At 71.2% G+C, this 18,256-nt stretch carries 11 protein-coding genes; 3 read left to right on the plus strand and 8 right to left on the minus strand.

Translation table 11 applies throughout. The features are described 5' to 3' along the window. Positions 1-186: 186 nt before the first annotated feature. The 5 genes from VZQ01_RS01445 to pssA all read right to left on the minus strand — a co-directional run bounded on the left by VZQ01_RS01445 (position 187) and on the right by pssA (position 9,400). Entirely contained in the window at positions 187-2,451 is a 2,265-nt protein-coding gene (locus VZQ01_RS01445) for a serine/threonine protein kinase (RefSeq protein WP_426746717.1), read from the minus strand. Positions 2,452-2,473: 22 nt separating this feature from the next. Beyond that, positions 2,474-4,951, minus strand: coding sequence for a protein kinase domain-containing protein (locus tag VZQ01_RS01450; RefSeq protein WP_426746718.1), 2,478 nt, complete (start codon positions 4,949-4,951; stop codon positions 2,474-2,476). Between the two features lie 147 nt (positions 4,952-5,098). Further along, on the minus strand, positions 5,099-5,443 hold the full coding sequence (locus VZQ01_RS01455) for a hypothetical protein (RefSeq protein ID WP_046713170.1): 345 nt from the start codon (positions 5,441-5,443) through the stop codon (positions 5,099-5,101). Between the two features lie 197 nt (positions 5,444-5,640). Next, positions 5,641-8,592: a choice-of-anchor D domain-containing protein gene (locus tag VZQ01_RS01460; RefSeq protein ID WP_426746719.1), complete on the minus strand. Its 2,952-nt coding sequence runs from the start codon at positions 8,590-8,592 to the stop codon at positions 5,641-5,643. A gap of 163 nt (positions 8,593-8,755) precedes the next feature. Beyond that, entirely contained in the window at positions 8,756-9,400 is a 645-nt protein-coding gene (pssA, locus tag VZQ01_RS01465; protein WP_223784701.1) for a CDP-diacylglycerol--serine O-phosphatidyltransferase, read from the minus strand. Between the two features lie 154 nt (positions 9,401-9,554). Between pssA and VZQ01_RS01470 the strand changes: the two genes are divergently transcribed. Next, positions 9,555-12,071, plus strand: a complete 2,517-nt coding sequence (locus tag VZQ01_RS01470) for a penicillin acylase family protein (RefSeq protein ID WP_223784702.1) — start codon at positions 9,555-9,557, stop codon at positions 12,069-12,071. Between the two features lie 375 nt (positions 12,072-12,446). After that, complete coding sequence (locus VZQ01_RS01475) at positions 12,447-12,896, plus strand: DofA protein (protein WP_141322761.1); 450 nt, start codon at positions 12,447-12,449, stop codon at positions 12,894-12,896. A gap of 27 nt (positions 12,897-12,923) precedes the next feature. On the opposite strand, the gene VZQ01_RS01480 is transcribed toward VZQ01_RS01475, so the two are convergent. Continuing rightward, positions 12,924-13,742, minus strand: a complete 819-nt coding sequence (locus VZQ01_RS01480; protein WP_223750107.1) for a ThiF family adenylyltransferase — start codon at positions 13,740-13,742, stop codon at positions 12,924-12,926. Between the two features lie 497 nt (positions 13,743-14,239). Here VZQ01_RS01480 and VZQ01_RS01485 point away from each other — a divergent pair, with 497 nt between their 5' ends. After that, the gene (locus VZQ01_RS01485) at positions 14,240-15,598 is read left to right on the plus strand and encodes an alpha/beta fold hydrolase (protein WP_426746720.1); all 1,359 of its coding nucleotides are present in this window, start codon (positions 14,240-14,242) and stop codon (positions 15,596-15,598) included. 10 nt (positions 15,599-15,608) lie between these two features. Here the strand turns inward: VZQ01_RS01485 and VZQ01_RS01490 are convergent, their stop codons facing one another. Continuing rightward, on the minus strand, positions 15,609-17,396 hold the full coding sequence (locus VZQ01_RS01490; RefSeq protein WP_223750109.1) for a sigma 54-interacting transcriptional regulator: 1,788 nt from the start codon (positions 17,394-17,396) through the stop codon (positions 15,609-15,611). Between the two features lie 132 nt (positions 17,397-17,528). Further along, positions 17,529-18,134, minus strand: a complete 606-nt coding sequence (locus tag VZQ01_RS01495; RefSeq protein ID WP_408890711.1) for a GNAT family N-acetyltransferase — start codon at positions 18,132-18,134, stop codon at positions 17,529-17,531. Between the last annotated feature and the right edge of the window lie 122 nt (positions 18,135-18,256).

Genomic DNA, 18,256 nt, shown 5'->3' on the forward strand with positions numbered 1-18,256 from the left:
GAGGCGACGCGCGACGCGGGGTGACGGGAGACCCGGCGTGCGACTCGGACGCGGAGTGATGCGGACGAAGCGGGGCTCCGTCACGCGTGGCGCGAGGGCGGAACAGGGATGCAGGCGGGCCGGGTCAGCTCACGGCGCGCGGCGCAGACGACGCGATGCTTCGGGGGGCGACGTCGCCGCGGAGGTTCAACGACCGCGCGGCGGTCGGAACTCTCGCGTCACCGTGCCGCCCGCGGAGAGGGTGATGACGAAGAGCTTCTCGCCCGCGGGATGATGGAAGAGCAGCTTGTAGGTGCCCGGCGCGAGCTTGAAGGTCGCTCGGCCGGAGACTTCGCCCAGCTTCCGTCCGTCGAGGAACACCGTGGCATACGGCGTGGCCCGGACGAGCAGCGTGCCCGTGCTCGCGGGGACCTGCGACGAGGGCTCGGGGACGGAGTCTCCTCCCCTCGAGGGAGTCGGTCCCGCCGCGAGCACCTCCTCGCGCTTCATCCCCTCGACCTCGGCCTCTGAATCGGCGGACGAGGGCTCCACCACCGGGCTCGCGGCGTCACCGGTCTCCACGTCGACCTTCGGCGCGGTGGGAGCCTGCCCCGTGCCACCCCGCGCGCTGAACTCGCTCGGCGCGGGAACGGCCTCGGGCGGAGTCTTCACCGCGGAGGTGGAAGGGGTCTGCGTGCCCGTCGGCACCGGGTTCCATCGATCCTGCGTCACCACGATGGCGGACACGAGCAGCGACAGGCCCAGGCTGCCGACGAGCAGCCACGTCCTCGGCCGCCGCGACTTCGAGGTCGAAGCGCTGCCCGGCGAGGAATCGGTGACGGTGGGGACCTCACTGCCCGACAGGGACTGTGGCCCCCCTGCCCGCGCATCGGGCACCGCGACGTGGTTCCCGTCCGTCGAGGTCCGCGCACGGCCCTGGCTCGCGTCTCGTTGCGCCCAGGCTCCCGAGTCTCCCTCACCGACGGGCTCCGGAGCACCCTCCGGCCGGGGCGAGGATGTCGCCGCCCCCTCGGACACGTCGGAGACCGCGTCGTCATGCTCCGCGAGTGAGTCCCGTCGCGAGACAGCGGCCACGTCGCCCGGACGGCTCGGCGTCCGAGCGGGCACCGCCGACACGCCGGAGGTCTCCTTCTCGAGCGGCAACGCAACCGAGGGGGTCCCCTCCGGGCGGCTCGGGCGCACCGAGGCCAACGGCGCGGCCACGGGTGGAAGCGAAGACGGCGTGGGCCTGCGAGGCACCGGCGACGACGCCACCGCCGGCAGCGGCATCATCGGCGTGGCCATGGGCGGCAACGGGACGAGCGGCGCCTCCATCACGGCCTCGTCGCGCCGGGGCAGCACGAAGGTGGACGCGTCGAAGTCCTCGTCGGGCGAGGACGGCGCCCCACCCGTCCGCCCCGGCCTCATCACCGCGGTGGGCTCCCTGCGCGCCGGAGCCAGCGGCGCGACGTCCTCGTCGTCACCCTCGGGCCCCTGCTCGCCCGGCAGCACCTGCGTGCGCTCCTGCACCGCGGGCAGCGCCATGGTGGGCGTCGTGGGGAACAGCCGCCGCAGGAAGCCCGCCAGGTCCGTGTCATCCACGGAGCGGGCGTGCCGCAACACGCACTGCGCCAGGGCGCGCTCCAGTTCTCCCGCAGTCTGGAACCGCGCGGCCGGATCCCTCTCCAGCGCGCGCATCACCACCGCGTCCAGCTCCGCGGGCACCTCCGGGTTGAGCCGCGCCGGGGGCGGGATGACGCTGTGCTGCACCGCCCGCAGCACCGCCAGCTCCGAGTCCCCGTCGAACAGCCGCCCGCCCGTCAGCATCTCCCACAGCACCACGCCCAGCGCGAACAGGTCCGTGCGCGAGTCCACATCCTCGCCCCGCGACTGCTCCGGGGACATGTACGCGAACTTGCCCTTGAGCATCCCCGGCTGCGTGAGCTTCTTGCCCGCCTTGGCGATGCCGAAGTCCGTCAGCTTCACCGCGCCGTCGTACGAGAGCAGCACGTTGTGCGGCGTCACGTCGCGGTGCACCAGGTCCAGCGGGTGCCCGTTCACCTTCAGCCGGTGCGCGTAGTGCAGCCCCCGGGCGACCTCCGCGCCGATGTGCGCCACCAGCATCGGCGGCATCGGCTCCATCAGCTCCTTGCACTTGCGCCGCAGCTCCCACAGCGAGCAGCCGCGCACGTACTCCATCGCCAGGTAGTACGTGTCCTCGTGCTTGTCGAAGTCGAAGATCTGCACCACGTTCGCGTGGTTGAGCCGCGAGGCCAACCGGGCCTCCGCGATGAACATCCCCACGAACTCCGGGTCGCTCGCCAGGAACGCGCGCACCCGCTTGATGACCACTTCCTTCTCGAAGCCCTCCGCGCCCCGGGCGGTGCAGAGGTAGATCTCCGCCATCCCGCCCTCCGCGAGCTTGCGGCGGACGACGTACTTGCCGATCTGCGTACCGGCGAGGAGCGTCAAGGGAGCTTCCGGAGCATGTGCGCTATTCGAACTTCACGCTCACGACGTTCAGGTCGATGGGCTTCACTTCGATACGTCGACTGAGCGTCTTCTTGAGGTCGGGATTGAAGAATTTGCAGTCGTAGCTGCCAACGCGCAGCTCTACCGCCTCGAAGGGCGTCTCGCCCAGCTTCTTCCCTCCACACGTCACCTCGGCCCACGGCCTGACGGCGAAGCGCACCTTCGCCATCCGCGTCTCCGCGCGGACCTCCTGCCGGGGCGGACGCGGCGGCGTCACCACCGGGGCCACCCTCGCCTCAGGCTGCAGCGTGAAGCGCTCCACCTGCTCCGGCCCCGAGCCCACCGTCACGGTGCGCTCCAGCGGGTGGTGCTTCGCGGCCTCCACCCGGACGGCCAGCGCCACGCCCGGCGCGGACTCCACCACCAGCGGCGCCGCACCCTGCTGGCGCCCATCCACGTACACGAGCGCCTGCGCGGGCTGCGCCTCCAGCCGCAGGCGGACCTTCTGGGCGACCTGCGCGGGAGGCGCCTCCACGGGCGCCTGCTCCGGCTCGGCCACGGGCACGGGCTTCTTCTCCACCGGCGCCACCGACACCAGCTTCAGCACGCCCAGCGGCAAAGGCCCCGAGGCCTGCACCTCCAGCTCCGTCCTCAGCTCCTGGTAGCCCTCCAGGGACACCACGAGCGCGTAGCGCCCCTCGGGCATCCCCGGCAGCGTCAGCGGCGTGCGCTCGGGCAGCTCGCGCCCGTCGAACACCACCCGCGCGCCCGCGGGCTCGGTCTCCAGCCGCGCCTGCACCGGCGCCGACTCGCCCGGCTTCATCCACGCCCACAGCAGCACCAGCACCACCAGCCCCAACCCCACCGCGGGAATCCACCAGCCCAGCCGTGACGTGGTCGCCTGCGACACCTCGCCCGTGCGCGCCGCGCCCTTCTTGCGCCCCGGCCGCGACATGCCCAGCGACAAGGTGGGCGCGTCCTCCTCCTGCTCCTCATCCTCCTCACGCGGCACTGGCAGCGCCAGGCGGGAGGGCCTCGAGGGTGACGCCACCTCCGGCAGCGCCAGGCGGGAGGGCCGCGACGGCGTCGACGCCAGCTCCGGCATCGCCAGCGTGGGCGCGTCCTCCTCCACGTGGTGGCCGTGGTGCACGACGACGGGCACGGCCCGCGTCGGCGGCCTGCCCTCGGGCTTGGGCTCGGTGGCCGCCTTCACGTCCGTCAGCGTGGCCCGGGACGCCGCGCGCCCGTCCATCGTCGGCGCGTCCTCCTCCACCCGCGGCGCCGCCGGCACCGCGCCCAGCCCCGAGCGCGACGCCCGCTCCGGCGCGGACGACGACTCCAACGCCCGGCGCTGGCCCGTCAGCCGGCCCGCCGGTGACTCCAGCTCGATGCGCCCCGTGTTCCGCGTCTGCCCGCGAGGCCGCAGCGCCGCCGTCTCCCCCTCGGGCGCCACCGCCGAGCGCGACAACGACGGCCGCAGACCGCTCCTGCGAGGGCCCTGTTCCTGGCGCCCGGATCCCGACGCGGGGTCGGAGTCCTCCATCGGCACCTCGCCCGAGCGCGCCTCCGACGCCAGCCGCTCCGCGTAGATGTCCTTCATGTACACGGCGACGTGCGCCGTGGACGAGGGCAGCCGGTTCGCGCTCAGCCAGTCCTCGAGCGCCAGCTGCAGGTGGACCGCCTCCTGGTAGCGGTCCACCGGGTCCTTCGCGAGCGCCTTGAGGACGATGGCGTCCAGGTCCTGCGGCACCCGGGGGTTCACCTGCGAGGGCGGCAGCACCTTGCACTCGGCCACCGCCGCCAGGGTCTGGATGTCGCTGGGGCGCTTGAACAGGCGCGTGCAGGTGAGCAGCTCGTACAGCACCACGCCCAGGGCGAAGATGTCCGCCCGGCAGTCCACGCGCTGACCCGCGGCCTGCTCCGGCGACATGTACGAATACTTCCCCTTCAGCACGCCCGAGCGCGTGACGGTGGCCTGGTCCGCCGCCTTGGCGATACCGAAGTCCACCACCTTCACCCCACCCTCGAACGTCACCAGGATGTTCTGCGGGGACACGTCGCGGTGGACGATGCCCAGGGGCCGCCCCGTCGACGGGTCCGTGCGCTTGTGCGCGTAGTCCAGGCCCGAGCACGCCTCGATGAGGATGCGGCACACCAGCGGCACCGGCACCGGCTGCCCCATCGCCTCCGACTGCTTCCAGATGCGCCGCAGGTCGTCGCCGTGGATGTACTCCATGGCGATGAAGAACGAGTCGTCCTGCGCGCCCAGGTCGAAGATCTGCACCACGTTCGCGTGGTTCAGCCGCGCGGCGATGCGCGCCTCGTCCAGGAACATCTTGACGAAGTCGTCGTTCTCCGCGAGGTGCGGGAGGATCCGCTTCACCACCACCAGCTTCTCGAAGCCCTCCGGGCCCTGCTGGCGCGCGAGATAAAGCTGCGCCATCCCGCCCATGGCGAGTCGCTTCAGGAGCTGGTACCTGCCATACGTTTCAATGGTCACGGCGACCTGACCGGCACTCCCACAGGGATACCCACGGCCCGTGGCCTACCGGAATCCGGGCGCGGCGAAGTCCCGAGCGTAAGCCCACACGACAGGGGGGTCAAACCCTTGTAGGCATGGCGGAACCGGTTAATCGCGGCCCGCGCGCTACCGCCGGGCCACCCGGACCTCGCGCGTCTCGCGCATCAGCGCCTCCAGTTCGTCCAGGTGCCGCTTGAGCACCGGCATCAGCACCGGCGCCCGGTCCACCCGGTCGAACAGGTCCAGGACCCGGTCCACCTTGCGCTCGATTTCCTGGGCTCGCGCCGGAGAGATGCGGCGCAGGAGCAGGTCGGCGCCGGCCTCCATCAGGGCGCGGGCGACGGCATCCCGGGAAGCGAGCGGCTCCTCCTTGCGGCGGCCCTCGCCCTGGATGACCCGCAGGCCCGGCGAGCGCGCCGCGCTGGGGCGGGCCGGGCTCGTCGTCTTGGTTCCTTCGGAGTCTGGGGACATCACCGGGTGCCTCCTCGGCGGGAGCGGGTACGACCTCAGGGTACACACCGTGAGGAGCGCTCCAATTTTCTGGTCATCCGCACAGGCGGAAGCAGACCTGTAGCACCCGGGACCGACATGAACGTCGAGGGCCGGATGACCGGCCCTTCGACTGGCTCACACCTCCTGTCTGGAAGCCCCCGCCCGCGCCCGCCTGCTCACCCGGCGTCGCACGAGCGGCGGTAGCTGATGGACACCTTGGCGCCCGGCGCCGGCACGTTGGTGAAGACCACGCTGTTGGTGGGCGCGTCGTAGCGCCAGCCCGTCGTCACCGGGGCGCCGTTGACCGTCACCGTCACGCTGCCCGGCTCCGGCGAGTCGCTCAGCGGGAAGCGGTCCTGGGCGGAGAAGGCCTTGTTGGCCACCGCGGACAGGAGCGGGCCGTAGTTGGCCGCGCAGACGTTCATCACCTCGCCGCCGGTGCGCGCGGTGGCCTCCGCGTAGCGCGTGCCCGTGCCGCCCGCGGTGCCGCACGCCGTCGCCGTGGGGGCGATGGCGTAGAACGTCGCGCGCTGGGGCTGGTTCTGCCCCTTGAGCTGCTGGGCCCACGCCACGTAGGTGTCCACCGCGTCCGGCGAGTGGTCATCCTCGTCGCCCACGAACACCACCACCAGGGCGGCCGCGTCGCGCAGGAAGCCCAGGTTGCCGTCGCGCGGCAGGGACGTGCGCGGATCATCCGCGTTGTTCACCAGGGGCGGCGACAGCGCCCGCCGCATCGACTCGAAGCCCTGCTCCACCTGGGCGCACTGCCCCACCTGCACGTTCTGCTGCAGCAGCGTCGTCAGGTTCGGCGTGTTCTGGGTGAGGATGCGCGGCCGGGCGTTGTCCGCCGGGAAGAAGCGGCCGGCCTCGCCACCCTGCGCGCCGCCCGGGCACGCGTTGGAGACGGCAGAGATGCCCGTCGTCGTCACGGCCACGTGCAGGTCCACCTGCTTGGCCAGCGCCGCGTCCACGAAGGACGGAATCGCCGACACGAGCCGCGGGTGCTCCTCCACCATGGACGCGGTGTTGTCCACGACGAAGAGCACGTCCACCTTGCTCACGTCCTGCTGGGTGAAGTGGTCCGTCTTGTCCGTGCGCTTGGAGGACTCGCCGATGAGCGGCACCAGCAGCGGCGCGGCCAGGTCGTCGGAGCTCACGAACAAGGGCGACAGGTTCATGCCGTACACCTGCGCGGTGTAGTCCAGGTCCACCGTGAAGGCCTCGCCCGGCTGCAGCGTGAAGGGCAGCGGCGTGGGCACGCCGCTCACGGAGAACTCGCCGTCCGTGGTGCCGGGGCCGATCCACACGTTGGACACCGACACGGGCATGGTGCACGCGTTGAGGTAGTTCACCTCGCGCGGCTCGGGCGGACAGTCGCGCCGGGCCACGCCCCAGTCCACGTACCAGGGCGACGGGATGAGGCACGTCGCCTGCGCGTTGGCGATGAGCGGCACCAGCACCACCGGGTTGGCCGGCTCCATCTGCTCCACCTGCAGCGTGCCCGCGAAGGTGCCGCCGGTGACGGGCATCTGCACCGCCACCTGGAAGCTGAACCAGTCGCCCGGGTAGATGATGACGCCGAACAGGTCCCCACCCGGCATGCGGAACACGCCGCCGTCGCTGTCGCGCAGCTGGATGTTCTTCACGGGGCACAAATCGCGCCCCTTGTTCTCCAGCTTCACGCCCAGCACCGCGCCGCGCCCCGGCGGCACCGTGCCGAAGTCCAGCGCCATGGGAGTGATCGCCAGCTCGCAGGGCGCGTGCGCCAGGGCCGTGCCGCGGAAGTCCATCTGCACCGTGGCCGCGGAGTACGCGTTCGTCGTCATCACCAGCACGCCCGACGCGGAGCCCGTGCGCGTGGGCTCGTAGAAGACGGGGATGTTGATCTCCTGCCCCGGCTGCAGCGTGTGCGGCATGGCCAGCGGCGTGTGGTTGAACTGCGCCGCGCCCGCGGGGTCCGGCTGCCAGTTGAGCGACTCCAGCGTGAGCGCGCCCGCGTTGGACGAGCCGCAGTTCTTCACGTTGACCATGATGCGCGTCTTGGAGCCCAACGGCTGCATGCCGAAGTCGTGCGTCACCGGCGACACGCACAGCTCCGCCGCGCCGCCGAAGCCCTTGAGCTTCACGTCCGTCGTCGGGTGGCGCTTGCTCACCACGTGGTAGCGCGCCATGTCCTCCGCGGGCCCCATGTGGCCGGGGCTGTAGCGCACCTGGAACCCGCGCACCTCGCCGGGTTGGAGCACCAGCGGGAAGCCCGTGTTCGCCTGCGAATAGGACAGGTCCAGCCCGTCCAGCGTGAGCTGGTTCACCGTCATGGGCTCGGTGCTGATGTTGCGGATGCGCGACTCGCGGAAGGCCTCGCGGTCCACCGGCACCGCGGCGAAGTCGAGCACGGGGGGCTCGGCCACCACCGCCTGCTCCAGCGACTCGGCCGCCACCAACACCGGCACGTCCGCGCAGCCCCGGCACGGCGTGAGCGCCAGCGCCACCTGCTTGCGGCCCACCTTCACCGGGTTGAACTGGATGGGCAGCTCCACCTTGGCGCCCGGCTCCACCACCACGGACTTCGCCACGAACTCGTCCTTGTCCGCGCCGACCAGCCGGGGCGTCACCTCCACCGCCAGCTCCGTGGGGTTCTCCAGCGACAGCGCCAGCGTCTTGCTGGAGTCCGCCTCGATGCGCCCGAAGTCCAGCGAGCGCGGCGACACCCGCGCCCACGCGTCCACGCCCGCGCCCGTGAGGGGGATGCGCAAGAGCGGCTCGATGCGCGTGTCCGAGCGCACCACCAGCATCGCCGGCTGCCCACCCTCCTTCGTCGGCGCGAAGCGCACCTTCAGCGACGCCGCGCTCCCAGGCACCAGGCTGTGGGGCACGTCGCTGGTGAACTCCGCCCGGTAGGCGCCTTCCGGCCCCTCCACCCAGACCTCGTTCACGTCCACCGGCGCACGTCCCACGTTGCGCAGGGAGATCTCCGTCTCGCGCGCGTCGTAGAGCGCCACCTTCTGGAAATCCATCCCGCCCGGGGTCGCCGTCAACCGCCCGTCCGCGAGCGTCGAGCGCTCGCGATCCGCGCACCCCGCAACCAGCCCCAACACCGCGAGGGCCCAAATGCCCAAGCGCCCCGTCATGGCTTCCACCCCTTCCCCGCGCCCATCGCCCTGTGCCGCTTGCTTGCCGCCAGTGAGGCAGCCGAGCGGACCCGATGGCGAAACTAGGCACCCACCCAGGGGCGGGCAACCACCCACGAGGGCCAATCCCGGTGTCAGGGGGGCCTACGACGTCCGGTTTCCCTCAAATCTTCGGGATGCGCAGCGTCTTGGAGATCATCGCGCTGCCGCTGGCCGCGTACAGCAGCACCAACGGGTGCAGCACCAGCGGCCCCACCTCCCAGGTGCCACCCAACAGCGCATCGCCGATGCGGCCCATGTAGGTGGCCACCGCCAGCACCATCACCAGGGCCAGGCTGGTGGGGATGGGCGTACCCTCGAAGTACTTCACCTTCCCCGTCGGGTCGGCCAACTCCGCCGACGTGACGTTGAAGCGCGCCAGCCGGCTGATGCCGCACGCCACGAAGTACAGCAGCACCGCCACGTCCAGCGCCCCGCGCATCCCCACCGCGAACGCCAGCGCCGCCGGCGCCATCCCGAAGGAGATGACGTCCGCCAGCGAGTCCAGGTCCGCCCCCAGCGGCGACTTCTTGAAGCGCCACCGGGCGATGCGTCCATCCAGGAAGTCCATCACCAGCGCCAGGGGCATCAGCGCGAAGGCCACCCACATCCAAATCACCTGCCCGGTCGCCAGGTACTGCATCGCGGCGAGGATGGTCCCCGCTCCCGCGAAGCCGTTGCCCAGCGTCACGAAGTCGGCGAGCACGAAGGTGCGGATCATCGAGAAGTGGCGGCGCGGGCGGCGGGCTCGCGGCTGCTCGGTCGTCATATGCGCGCTCTCCTAGCACAGTGAACCCTCACTGCCGGTCCCTCGCTGTCGTGTTTCATGCCGCGGTGCGTCTGAGTTCAGGCTCTCAGGAATCGTCGAGTTCGAGAAAACTTTTGACGGCTGAATCAGCCCCTTCCTACGCTCGACGACTGCCATGCATCCAAACCCAACCGTGTCCTCCCCGCGAGGGGCGTCCTGGAAGTCCGGGCGCTCTCGCTGGCACCTCACCCTTTTCGCCGGCGTGAGCCTGGCGCTCGCCACCGCCTGTGGTGAGGATGATGACGGCAAGCCCACCCCGCCAGCGCCGGAGGAGCCCGCGAAGTACGAGGCCACCATCCGCCGCACCGCGCATGGCATCCCCCACATCATCGCGGACGACCTGGGCAGCCTGTCCTATGGCCAGGGCTTCGCCTTCGCCAAGGACCACGTCTGCATCCTGTCGGATCAGATCCTCAAGGTCCGCGGCGAGCGCGCCCGCTACCTGGGCGCGGGCCCGGGCAACACGTACGCGGGCAGCGACTTCGGCTACCGGGTGCTGGCGCTGGACAAGAAGGCGGAGGCCGCCTTCCCCAAGCTGCCCACGGACGTGCAGGAGATGTTCAACGGCTACGTGGCGGGCTTCAACCGCTACGTGAAGGAGACGCCGCCGGACAAGCTCCCCGCGCCCTGCACGAACGCGCCCTGGGTCAAGCCCATCAGCGCGGTGGACCTGCTGGCCTATGACATCAGCGTCGGCCTCGCTGGCAGCAGCTACCAGCTCATCCTCGCCATCGCCGCGGCCACGCCCCCCATCCCGGGCGCCGGCAGCGAGGGCCGCCCCGCCCCCGGCAGCTTCAAGGTGGAGCGCCCCGAGTGGAGCAGCGTGGGCAGCAACGGCTGGGCCATCGGCGCGGACCGCTCGGCGTCCGGCCACGGCATGGTGGTGGCCAACCCCCACTTCCCCTGGGAGGGTGAGCTCAAGCTGTGGGAGAGCCAGCTGACCGTCCCCGGCCAGCTCAACGTCTACGGCGTGGGCCTGCTCGGCGTGCCCGCGGTGCTCATCGGCTTCAACGAGCACGTGGCCTGGACGCACACGTTCTCCTCCGGCCAGCGCATGACGCTCTACGGGCTGCAGCTCGTCCCCGGCAACCCCACCCGCTACAAGTACGGCACCGAGGAGCGGGACATGGTGGCCCAGGACATCACCATCCTGGTGAAGCTGCCCGAAGGCTCGCTCACGCACATCACGCAGCGCTTCTACAGCAGCCACTACGGCCCCGTCATCGTCATCCCCGGCACCGCGCCGTGGACCGCGCAGTCGGTGCTCACCTACCGCGACGCCAACCTGGACAACACCCAGCTGGTCAGCCAGTTCGTGGGGATGAACCGGGCCAAGAGCCTGGAGGAGTTCCAGAACGTCTACGCCACCGTCCAGGGCATCCCCTGGGTGAACACCATGGCCGCCGACCGCGCGGGCAACGTCTGGTACACCGACGCGACGCCCACCCCCAACCTGTCGCCCGTCGCCATCGGCACCTGGCGCGCGGCCTCCGCCGGCGCGGACCCGACGACGGCCGCCATCTGGAACAGCATGGGCCTGGTGCTGCTCGACGGCAGCAACCCGGAGAACGAGTGGCGTGACGCCGAGGGCGCGCGCGGCCCCGGCCTGGTCCCCTTCAGCGGCGTGCCCAAGCTCGCCCGCCGCGACTTCGTCTTCAACGCCAACGACAGCTACTGGCTGGCGAACCCGAACCAGCCGCTCACGGGCTTCTCCCCCATGCACGGCCTGGAGAACGTGGGCCAGACGCCGCGCACGCGCATCAACGCCAAGCTCCTGATGGAGGAGAACGGCGCGTCGGGCGCGGACAACAAGTTCACCGTGGCGGAGCTGGAGAACGCCATCCTCAGCAACCGGGGCATGGTCTCCGAGCTGCTCAAGGACCAGGTGGTGGCGCGCTGCACGGGCGTGACGACGGTGCAGTACAACACCACGCAGATCGACATCCGCGCGGGCTGCGCGGCGCTCACGGCCTGGGACGGCCTGTTCAACGCGGACAGCCGCGGCGCGGCGCTGTTCCGCGAGTTCTCCGGTCACCACACCATGGGCACGCTGTCCAACGGCGGCACCCTGTTCGCGGTGCCCTTCAACGCCGCGGAGCCCCTGGCCACGCCGCACACGCTGGCGGCCGCTCCCGCGACGGGCTCGGACCCGGTGCTGCTGGCCCTGGCCGCGGCCGTCTACCGGCTGCAGGTCGCGGGCATCCCCGTGGACGCGCCGCTGGGTGAGTCGCAGTACTCCACCCGCGTGGACGGCAAGAAGATCCCCATCCACGGCGGCGGCAGCTACGACGGCACGGCGAACATCGTGTCGTGGGGCACGCTCAAGTCCACCACGCCGGACTCCGACTACAGCGCGGTGCGCGGCAGCACGGTCATCAACTCCCGCACCAACCTCACGGACCAGGGCTACGTCATCAACAACGGCAGCAGCTTCATCATGGCCATGGGCTTCACCGACACGGGCGTCGAGGGCCGCGCGGTGCTGACCTACAGCGAGTCCAGCGACAAGAGCTCGCCGTACTACGCCGACCAGACGGAGCTGTTCTCCAACAAGCAGTGGCGCAACATCGTCTTCACCGAGGAGGCCATCAACGCCGCCAAGGTCGAGGAGACGAAGATCTCCGGCAACTAGCCCCAAGCCGTCCGGGCGCTCGCTCCTCGCGTGAGGCAGCGCCCCCTTGAAGCACCCGAGGCCCCTGCCCTTCCACGGCGGGGGCCTTCGTTTTTTCGGGCGCGTGGGGGACACCGCCCCGCACCTTCCCGGGCCGGCCCTATGAAGCCCGCAGTCCACCACGCGACAGCGGCGGGGGCGCGGGCAACCTCGGGGCGACACTCGGCGCGACGTGGGGACGAGCCCCGTGTCCAGCGGGTGATGCCCGCCCCCGTGGGCGGCTGGCGTCACGGCGGGGCGAACCCAGGATGCGCGGGCAGACCGCCCGGCACCGCCAGCAGCACGCGGTGAAACGGCCCCGGGGGCACCGGTACTGCGAAGGAGCGGTAGCGCACCATGACGACGACACCCGTCTTCAAGACAGCCATCATCGACAGGGTCTTCTTCTTGCGGTGGGAGTCCCCTCCCGACCCGCAGGACATCCAGCGCGTGTTCCAGCAGATGCGCGACGCCCACGCGAGGCCCGAGCCACCCCTGGTGCTGGTGGCGAGCCTGTCCTCCAGGTCCGCGGTCCCCAACAGCGAGCAGCGCTCGAACCTGTCCGCGTTCCAGTCGGATGCGCGGCCGCTGTTCACGGAGATCCACGCCATCGTCGAGGGCAATGACCTGCAGTACAACCTCCAGCGCGTCATCATCGCCGGCATCAACATCGTCACGCGCACCTACGACAAGACGCTCCAGCGCGTGCACCAGCGCGCCGAACAGGTGGCGCCGCTGCTCTCCGACACCCTGGGCGTGGACGGGCCCCGGGTCATCGAGGAGGCCAAAAGGCGCGGCGTGGTGTGAGCCACCTGCACGCGCGTCGGCCCGCCCTCACGCGGGCTGGCGCGCGGGCTCCTCGCTCCGGGGCCTCGCGCGGGCCTTGACGTAGCGGTGGTCGAAGAGGTCCACGTAGAGGTACTCCGGCCACGACACCATGGTGTGGGCGCCGAGCATCACCCCCCGCATCAGCTCGCTCACCATCATCCCCGCCGCGGTGGTGGCCCCCACGACACAGGTGGGCGCGGGCCCCTTGCCCGCGAAGCACGCCTCCATGGCGGCCTGATGCAGGTAGTCGCCCAGATGCGGGATGATGGCCGGCAGGTCCACGCGGCCATCCGGAAGGATGTACAGCTCCTCGTACAGCGGGGCATCCGGTTGGAAGACATGCAACGCCGCCCCGAACCCCAGCATCAACCCCGTCATCGCCGGGACGCCGCGCTCGCGGCACGCCTTGTGGAGGGCCTGCTTGGCGCGCGCGCCCGCGATGTCGATGACCTCCACCACGTAGTCCACCGGCGGCAGCACCTGGGTGCCCGCCAGCACGTCGGTGACGTTGTCCTCGGTGATGCCCTCGTGGACCAGCCGCAGGCGCAGGTCCGGGTGGATGTCCAGGCACATGCGCCCCACCACGTCCACCTTGGACGCGCCGAGCGTGCTCTCGAAGCACCCCACCTGCCGGTTCATGTTGTGGACCTCGTAGGTGTCGAAGTCGGCGAGCGTCAGGCACCCCACGCCCAGCCGCGCCAGGTCCACCGCGCACTGGCCTCCGGCCCCTCCCACCCCGGCGACGAGGACGTGCGTGCGGGCCAGACGCGCCATCACCTCGGCGCTCACCACTCCCAGATTGCGCTCGAAACGGGGCTCCACCATGACGCCTCCCCTTTCTTTCCCGGGAGCGTCGAGGTGTGCGTGCGACGTGTCGCCCTCGCGTCATCCCAGGGCCCGTCGATGTGGTCCTCGTCCCCCGCTCCCGGGAGGGGCTGGCGCCCCGGGATGTTCACCAGTCCGCCTCCCCCGGGGACGGTGTCCGGCGCACGGCACTCGGCACGTCCGACAGCCTCAGCCATCCGCCCCGCGCCACACCCGTGATGTGCCTGCTTCAGTCGTGAAGCGGGGTCTTTCCCACCGCACCCGCCAGGGCATGTCAGACGGTTGCTTCACAGTGGACACCAGGCGTGAAGTCCAGGGATAGGAGACACTCCGCGAGTTTCGTGTGTTCAAACTCTGGCGTGGATTCTGCTCAGCGGGTGACACGGCACGGAGGAGCCAGGACACCGACGCGCGGCCTCCTCCGAACCCCTCTTCTTCGATTCGAGGTCCCTATGCGTTTGAGGTTCAGCCTTCTTGTCTGTCTGACATTCTTGTCATTGGGTTGTGGGAATTCCGAGCCGCCCGCCACGCCGGAGGCGCTGCGGGACAGCGCGACGGAGGCGCTCGCGACGAACGGCTCCGAGCTGTTGGGTGTGGCGGGCCCCGCCACCGCGCGGCACGCGACGCGCGAGGTGCTCTTCGGAGACCTGGCGCACTACCGCTTCGAGCTCCAGGTGGGGCCCGGTGAGCATGACGTGGTGACGGTGCACCGCGTGGTGCGGGAGAACGCGCCCTGGTGGCCCGCACGGACGCAGCGGGCGGTGTTCATGCTGCACGGCGACGCGTGGGGTTTCGACGCCGCGTTCCTGTCGAGCGTGGGCTCCGCGCACGTGCCGCGCGAGCAGTCCATCGCCGCGTACCTGGCGGAGGAGGGCGTGGACGTGTGGGGCATGGACATGCGGTGGGTGGGCGTGCCCGCCGGTCAGCAGGACTTCTCCTTCATGGCCGGGTGGAACCTGGGCACGCATGCGAAGGACCTGGGCGCCAGCATCCTCCTGGCCAAGGCGCTGCGGCTGACGAATGGAAGCCTGGGCTCGCTGCACCTGCTCGCCTGGAGCCGCGGCGCCATGGTCGCGTATGCCTATCTGAACGACGAGGCGCGGCTGCCCAGGGGGCTGCGCCAGGTGGATGGGTTCATCCCCGTGGACATGGTGATGCGGCATGCCCCGCAGAACGCGGAGCAGCGGGCCTGGGCGTGCGGGCGTCACGCGGCGATGAAGGCCCGGCGGGACTCGGGCATCTACGAGGGTGGGCTGCTCGGCGCGGCGCCGGGAATCACGCTGCAGGCCATCGGCCAGCTCGCGGCCCTGGCGCCGTCGGCGCCGTCCCCGCTCTTGCCGGATGATGTCTTCGGCCCCGGCACGGGTCGGCCCACCAACCGCCGGGCGGCCATCGTCTCCGCCGCGGCCACGGGCGCGCTGCTCAAGCCGCTGGAGCCGCTCGCCCCGGGCTACCACCTGCTGGCGGGCAAGCCGGACGAGACGGGACTGCCGGGCAGCCTGACGTACACGTCCGAGGCCTACCTCTACGAGTACGCCCAGCGCGCGGCGCCCTACCAGAGCCTCAACGAGGTGGTGGAGTCGGATGCGTGGACGTGCGGGCTGGAGGTGCCCTACGACGACCGGCTGAGCCAGGTGAAGCTGCCCGTGCTGTACGTGGGCGCGGGCGGCGGCGTGGGTGAGTACGGGGTGTTCTCCACGTCGCTCCTGGGGAGCAACGACGTGGTGTCCCTCATCGTGAGGGACCACCCGGTGGCCGAGCGCGCGCTCGACTTCGGTCACGCGGACCTGTTCCTCGCGGCCAGCGCCCGTCAGCGGGTGTGGCGTCCCATCCTCCAGTGGGTGCGCGCCCACTGACGCCCGGACGTCAGTCCTGCTTCCACAGGCCGTGGCGCCGGGCCCGGCGGCCCAGCGTCACCGGGTCCATGCCCAGCGCCATGGCCGCGCGTCGGAGCACCCCGCCGTGGCGCTCGAGCGCCTCGCGGATGAGCTCACGCTCCACCCGCTCCAGTCGCGCGCGCAAGGAGCCGTCTCCCGCCAGTTCGTTCCGGGGCGGGGACGCGGACGCCAGGCTCGGCGGCAACAGCCGGCGCGACACCACCTCCCCCGGCCGCGACAGCAGCACGGCGCGCTCCAGCACGTTGCGCAGCTCGCGCACGTTGCCCGGCCACGGGTAGGCCCGCAGCATGTCCTCCACCTCCTGGGACATGCCGCTGGCCGAGCGGCGCAGGGTGCGGTTGAACAGGCCCAGGAAGTAGCGCGCCAGCTCCGGGATGTCCTCGGGCCGCTCGCGCAAGGGCGGGATGTCGATGGTGAAGCTGTTGAGCCGGTAGAACAGGTCCGCGCGGAAGCGCCCCGCGCGCACCTCCTCGCCCAGGTCCTTGTTGCTCGCGGCCAGCACCCGCACGTCCACGTGGCGCACCTGGGTGCCGCCCACCGGACGCACGTCGCCCGTCTCCAACACGCGCAGGAGCTTCGCCTGCAGGTTGGGGGTGGTGTTCTCGATCTCATCCAGGAAGATGGTGCCGCCGTTGGCCAGGACGAACAGGCCCGGGTGGTCCGCCACCGCGCCGGTGAAGGCGCCCTTCACGTGGCCGAACAGCTCGCTCTCCAGCAGCGTCTCCGTGAGCGCGCCGCAGTCCTGGATGACCAGCGGGGCCTCGCCGCGCCCGCTGAGGCGGTGGACGATGCGCGAGAGCACCTCCTTGCCCGTGCCCGTCTCGCCCTGCAGCAGGACCGCCACGCGGTGCGGAGCGACCAGCCGCACCATCTCCATCACCCGCTGCATGGCGGCGCTGCGCAGGCCCACCTCCTCCTCACCCCGTGCCCCCGACACCGAGGGCAGGGCCTGCGACAGCGCGCGCTCACGCAGGAGGTTGCGCTCGAGCTCCAGCGCCATGCGCCACTGTTCGGTGCGCACGCCCCGCTCGCGGCCTGCCTGGAGCACGGCTTGGAGCACGGCCTCGGGAGGGGGAGACTCACCGAGCGCGCGGAAGACGAGCCCCGCGTTGAACAGGGCCACCAGTCGCTCGGGCGCGGCGGGCGCGCAGTAGATGATGCGCGAGGTCAGGTCGGAGGGTGGCCCCGCGGAGGACAGGTCCACGTCCTCGGCCGGCGTGCCCAGCCCCGCGACCAACGACAGCGCGCGCTCCTCGTCACGGCCGCAGACCAGCAGCGCCGCCGCGTCGCCACGGGCCAGGAGCGCCTGGGCCTCCTCGGCGCTCGACGCGAAGTGTGGCACCGCCTGGCCCTCGAGCGCGGCCCGCACGTCCTGGGCCTCCTCGTCGCTGGCGAACGCCACCACCACGTGGAGCCGCGCGGTGGCCAGATAGCGCGCCAGCTTCACCCCGTCCGAGTCCTCGAAGGCGTGGAAGAAGACGCCGAGCGCCGTCACCGGGCCGCCCGTCTCGTGCCGCCAGCGCACGTCGCCCCGGGCGCGGATGTGCTCGCCCGAGTCCGGCAGGGAGAAGGACAGCTCCACGGACTCGCCCTCGCACGGGCCTTCCTGCGGGCCGCGCGGCGTGGCGATGAGGCCGATGCCGGTCTCGCTGATGTTGACGGCCCAGCACCCAGGGAGCGCGGGCTGCGTCACCACCTTCACGTACAACGGCTTGCGTTCGCTTCGAGGGGCGTAGGCGGACACAGGCCGCGTCATGACGCCCGCAGTCTACTTCACGGATGAAGCCTTGCTGGGAAATTGCGGCGGCAGGGGAAAGACAATGTCGCCGTCCGGTCGTCGAGGGGCGGTGCGGGCAAGCCCGGTGGCGGAGTGAGGGTGGAAGGCGACTCAGGGCCGCTCGGGGTGGAGCAGCAGGCTCATGAGGAGGTCGTCGACCCAGACGCCCTCCTCGGTGCGCAGGAAGTCGCGACGGGTGCCCTCGAGGACGAAGCCGAAGGAGCGATAGAGGGCCTGGGCGCGGGGGTTGTCGCCCCGGACCTGGAGCTCCACGCGGTGGACCCTGTCTCCGTTCGCGTCACGATGGGCGCGCAGCCACGCGAGCAGGTGATGCATCAGCGCGCGACCCACGCCCAGGCCCTGGGCGTCGGGGTGGACGCCGATGCCGAGCACGCCGCCGTGGCGCAGCATCCGGTAGCTCGGCCTCAGGAAGGAGGCCTCGCCCAGGAGCGCGCCTCCGGGTGCGGTGGCGACGAGTGGGAACGCGGTGCCGTCCTGACGGTGGAGCCCCGCGGCCTCACGTCGGGCGGTGAAGGCGGCCGCGTCCGCGGGCAGCTCGTCCGGCAGCTTCACCAGCCCCTCGCGAGCCTGGACGACGGCGCGCTCCAGTTCGAACAACGCGGGTCCATCCTCGGGCGTCGCCTCCCGGATGAGACAGGGACGACCCTCCTTCAGCGACAGCGACACGGGCGAAAAGCGCATCGGTGCATCCTTCATCGAGCAAGACTCCAGGGGGGAGAGAAGACAGGGGGTCGCCTCACTCGGCAAGAGCGCCCTCGCGAAAGGCGGCATGGCCATGGGATGACGAGATGCCCGAGGGCGCTTCTTCAACAAGCGCG

This window comes from Myxococcus faecalis (genome assembly GCF_050039385.1).
GTDB classification, from domain to species: Bacteria; Myxococcota; Myxococcia; order Myxococcales; family Myxococcaceae; genus Myxococcus; species Myxococcus fulvus.

Bases quoted from the DNA above. Each gene is read 5' to 3' on its own strand.
- VZQ01_RS01495 (WP_408890711.1), bottom strand. From the start codon at position 18,134: ATGAAGGATGCACCGATGCGCTTTTCGCCCGTGTCGCTGTCGCTGAAG.
- VZQ01_RS01490 (WP_223750109.1), bottom strand. From the start codon at position 17,396: ATGACGCGGCCTGTGTCCGCCTACGCCCCTCGAAGCGAACGCAAGCCG.
- VZQ01_RS01470 (WP_223784702.1), top strand. From the start codon at position 9,555: ATGCATCCAAACCCAACCGTGTCCTCCCCGCGAGGGGCGTCCTGGAAG.
- VZQ01_RS01455 (WP_046713170.1), bottom strand. From the start codon at position 5,443: ATGTCCCCAGACTCCGAAGGAACCAAGACGACGAGCCCGGCCCGCCCC.
- VZQ01_RS01475 (WP_141322761.1), top strand. From the start codon at position 12,447: ATGACGACGACACCCGTCTTCAAGACAGCCATCATCGACAGGGTCTTC.
- VZQ01_RS01460 (WP_426746719.1), bottom strand. From the start codon at position 8,592: ATGACGGGGCGCTTGGGCATTTGGGCCCTCGCGGTGTTGGGGCTGGTT.
- pssA (WP_223784701.1), bottom strand. From the start codon at position 9,400: ATGACGACCGAGCAGCCGCGAGCCCGCCGCCCGCGCCGCCACTTCTCG.
- VZQ01_RS01480 (WP_223750107.1), bottom strand. From the start codon at position 13,742: ATGGTGGAGCCCCGTTTCGAGCGCAATCTGGGAGTGGTGAGCGCCGAG.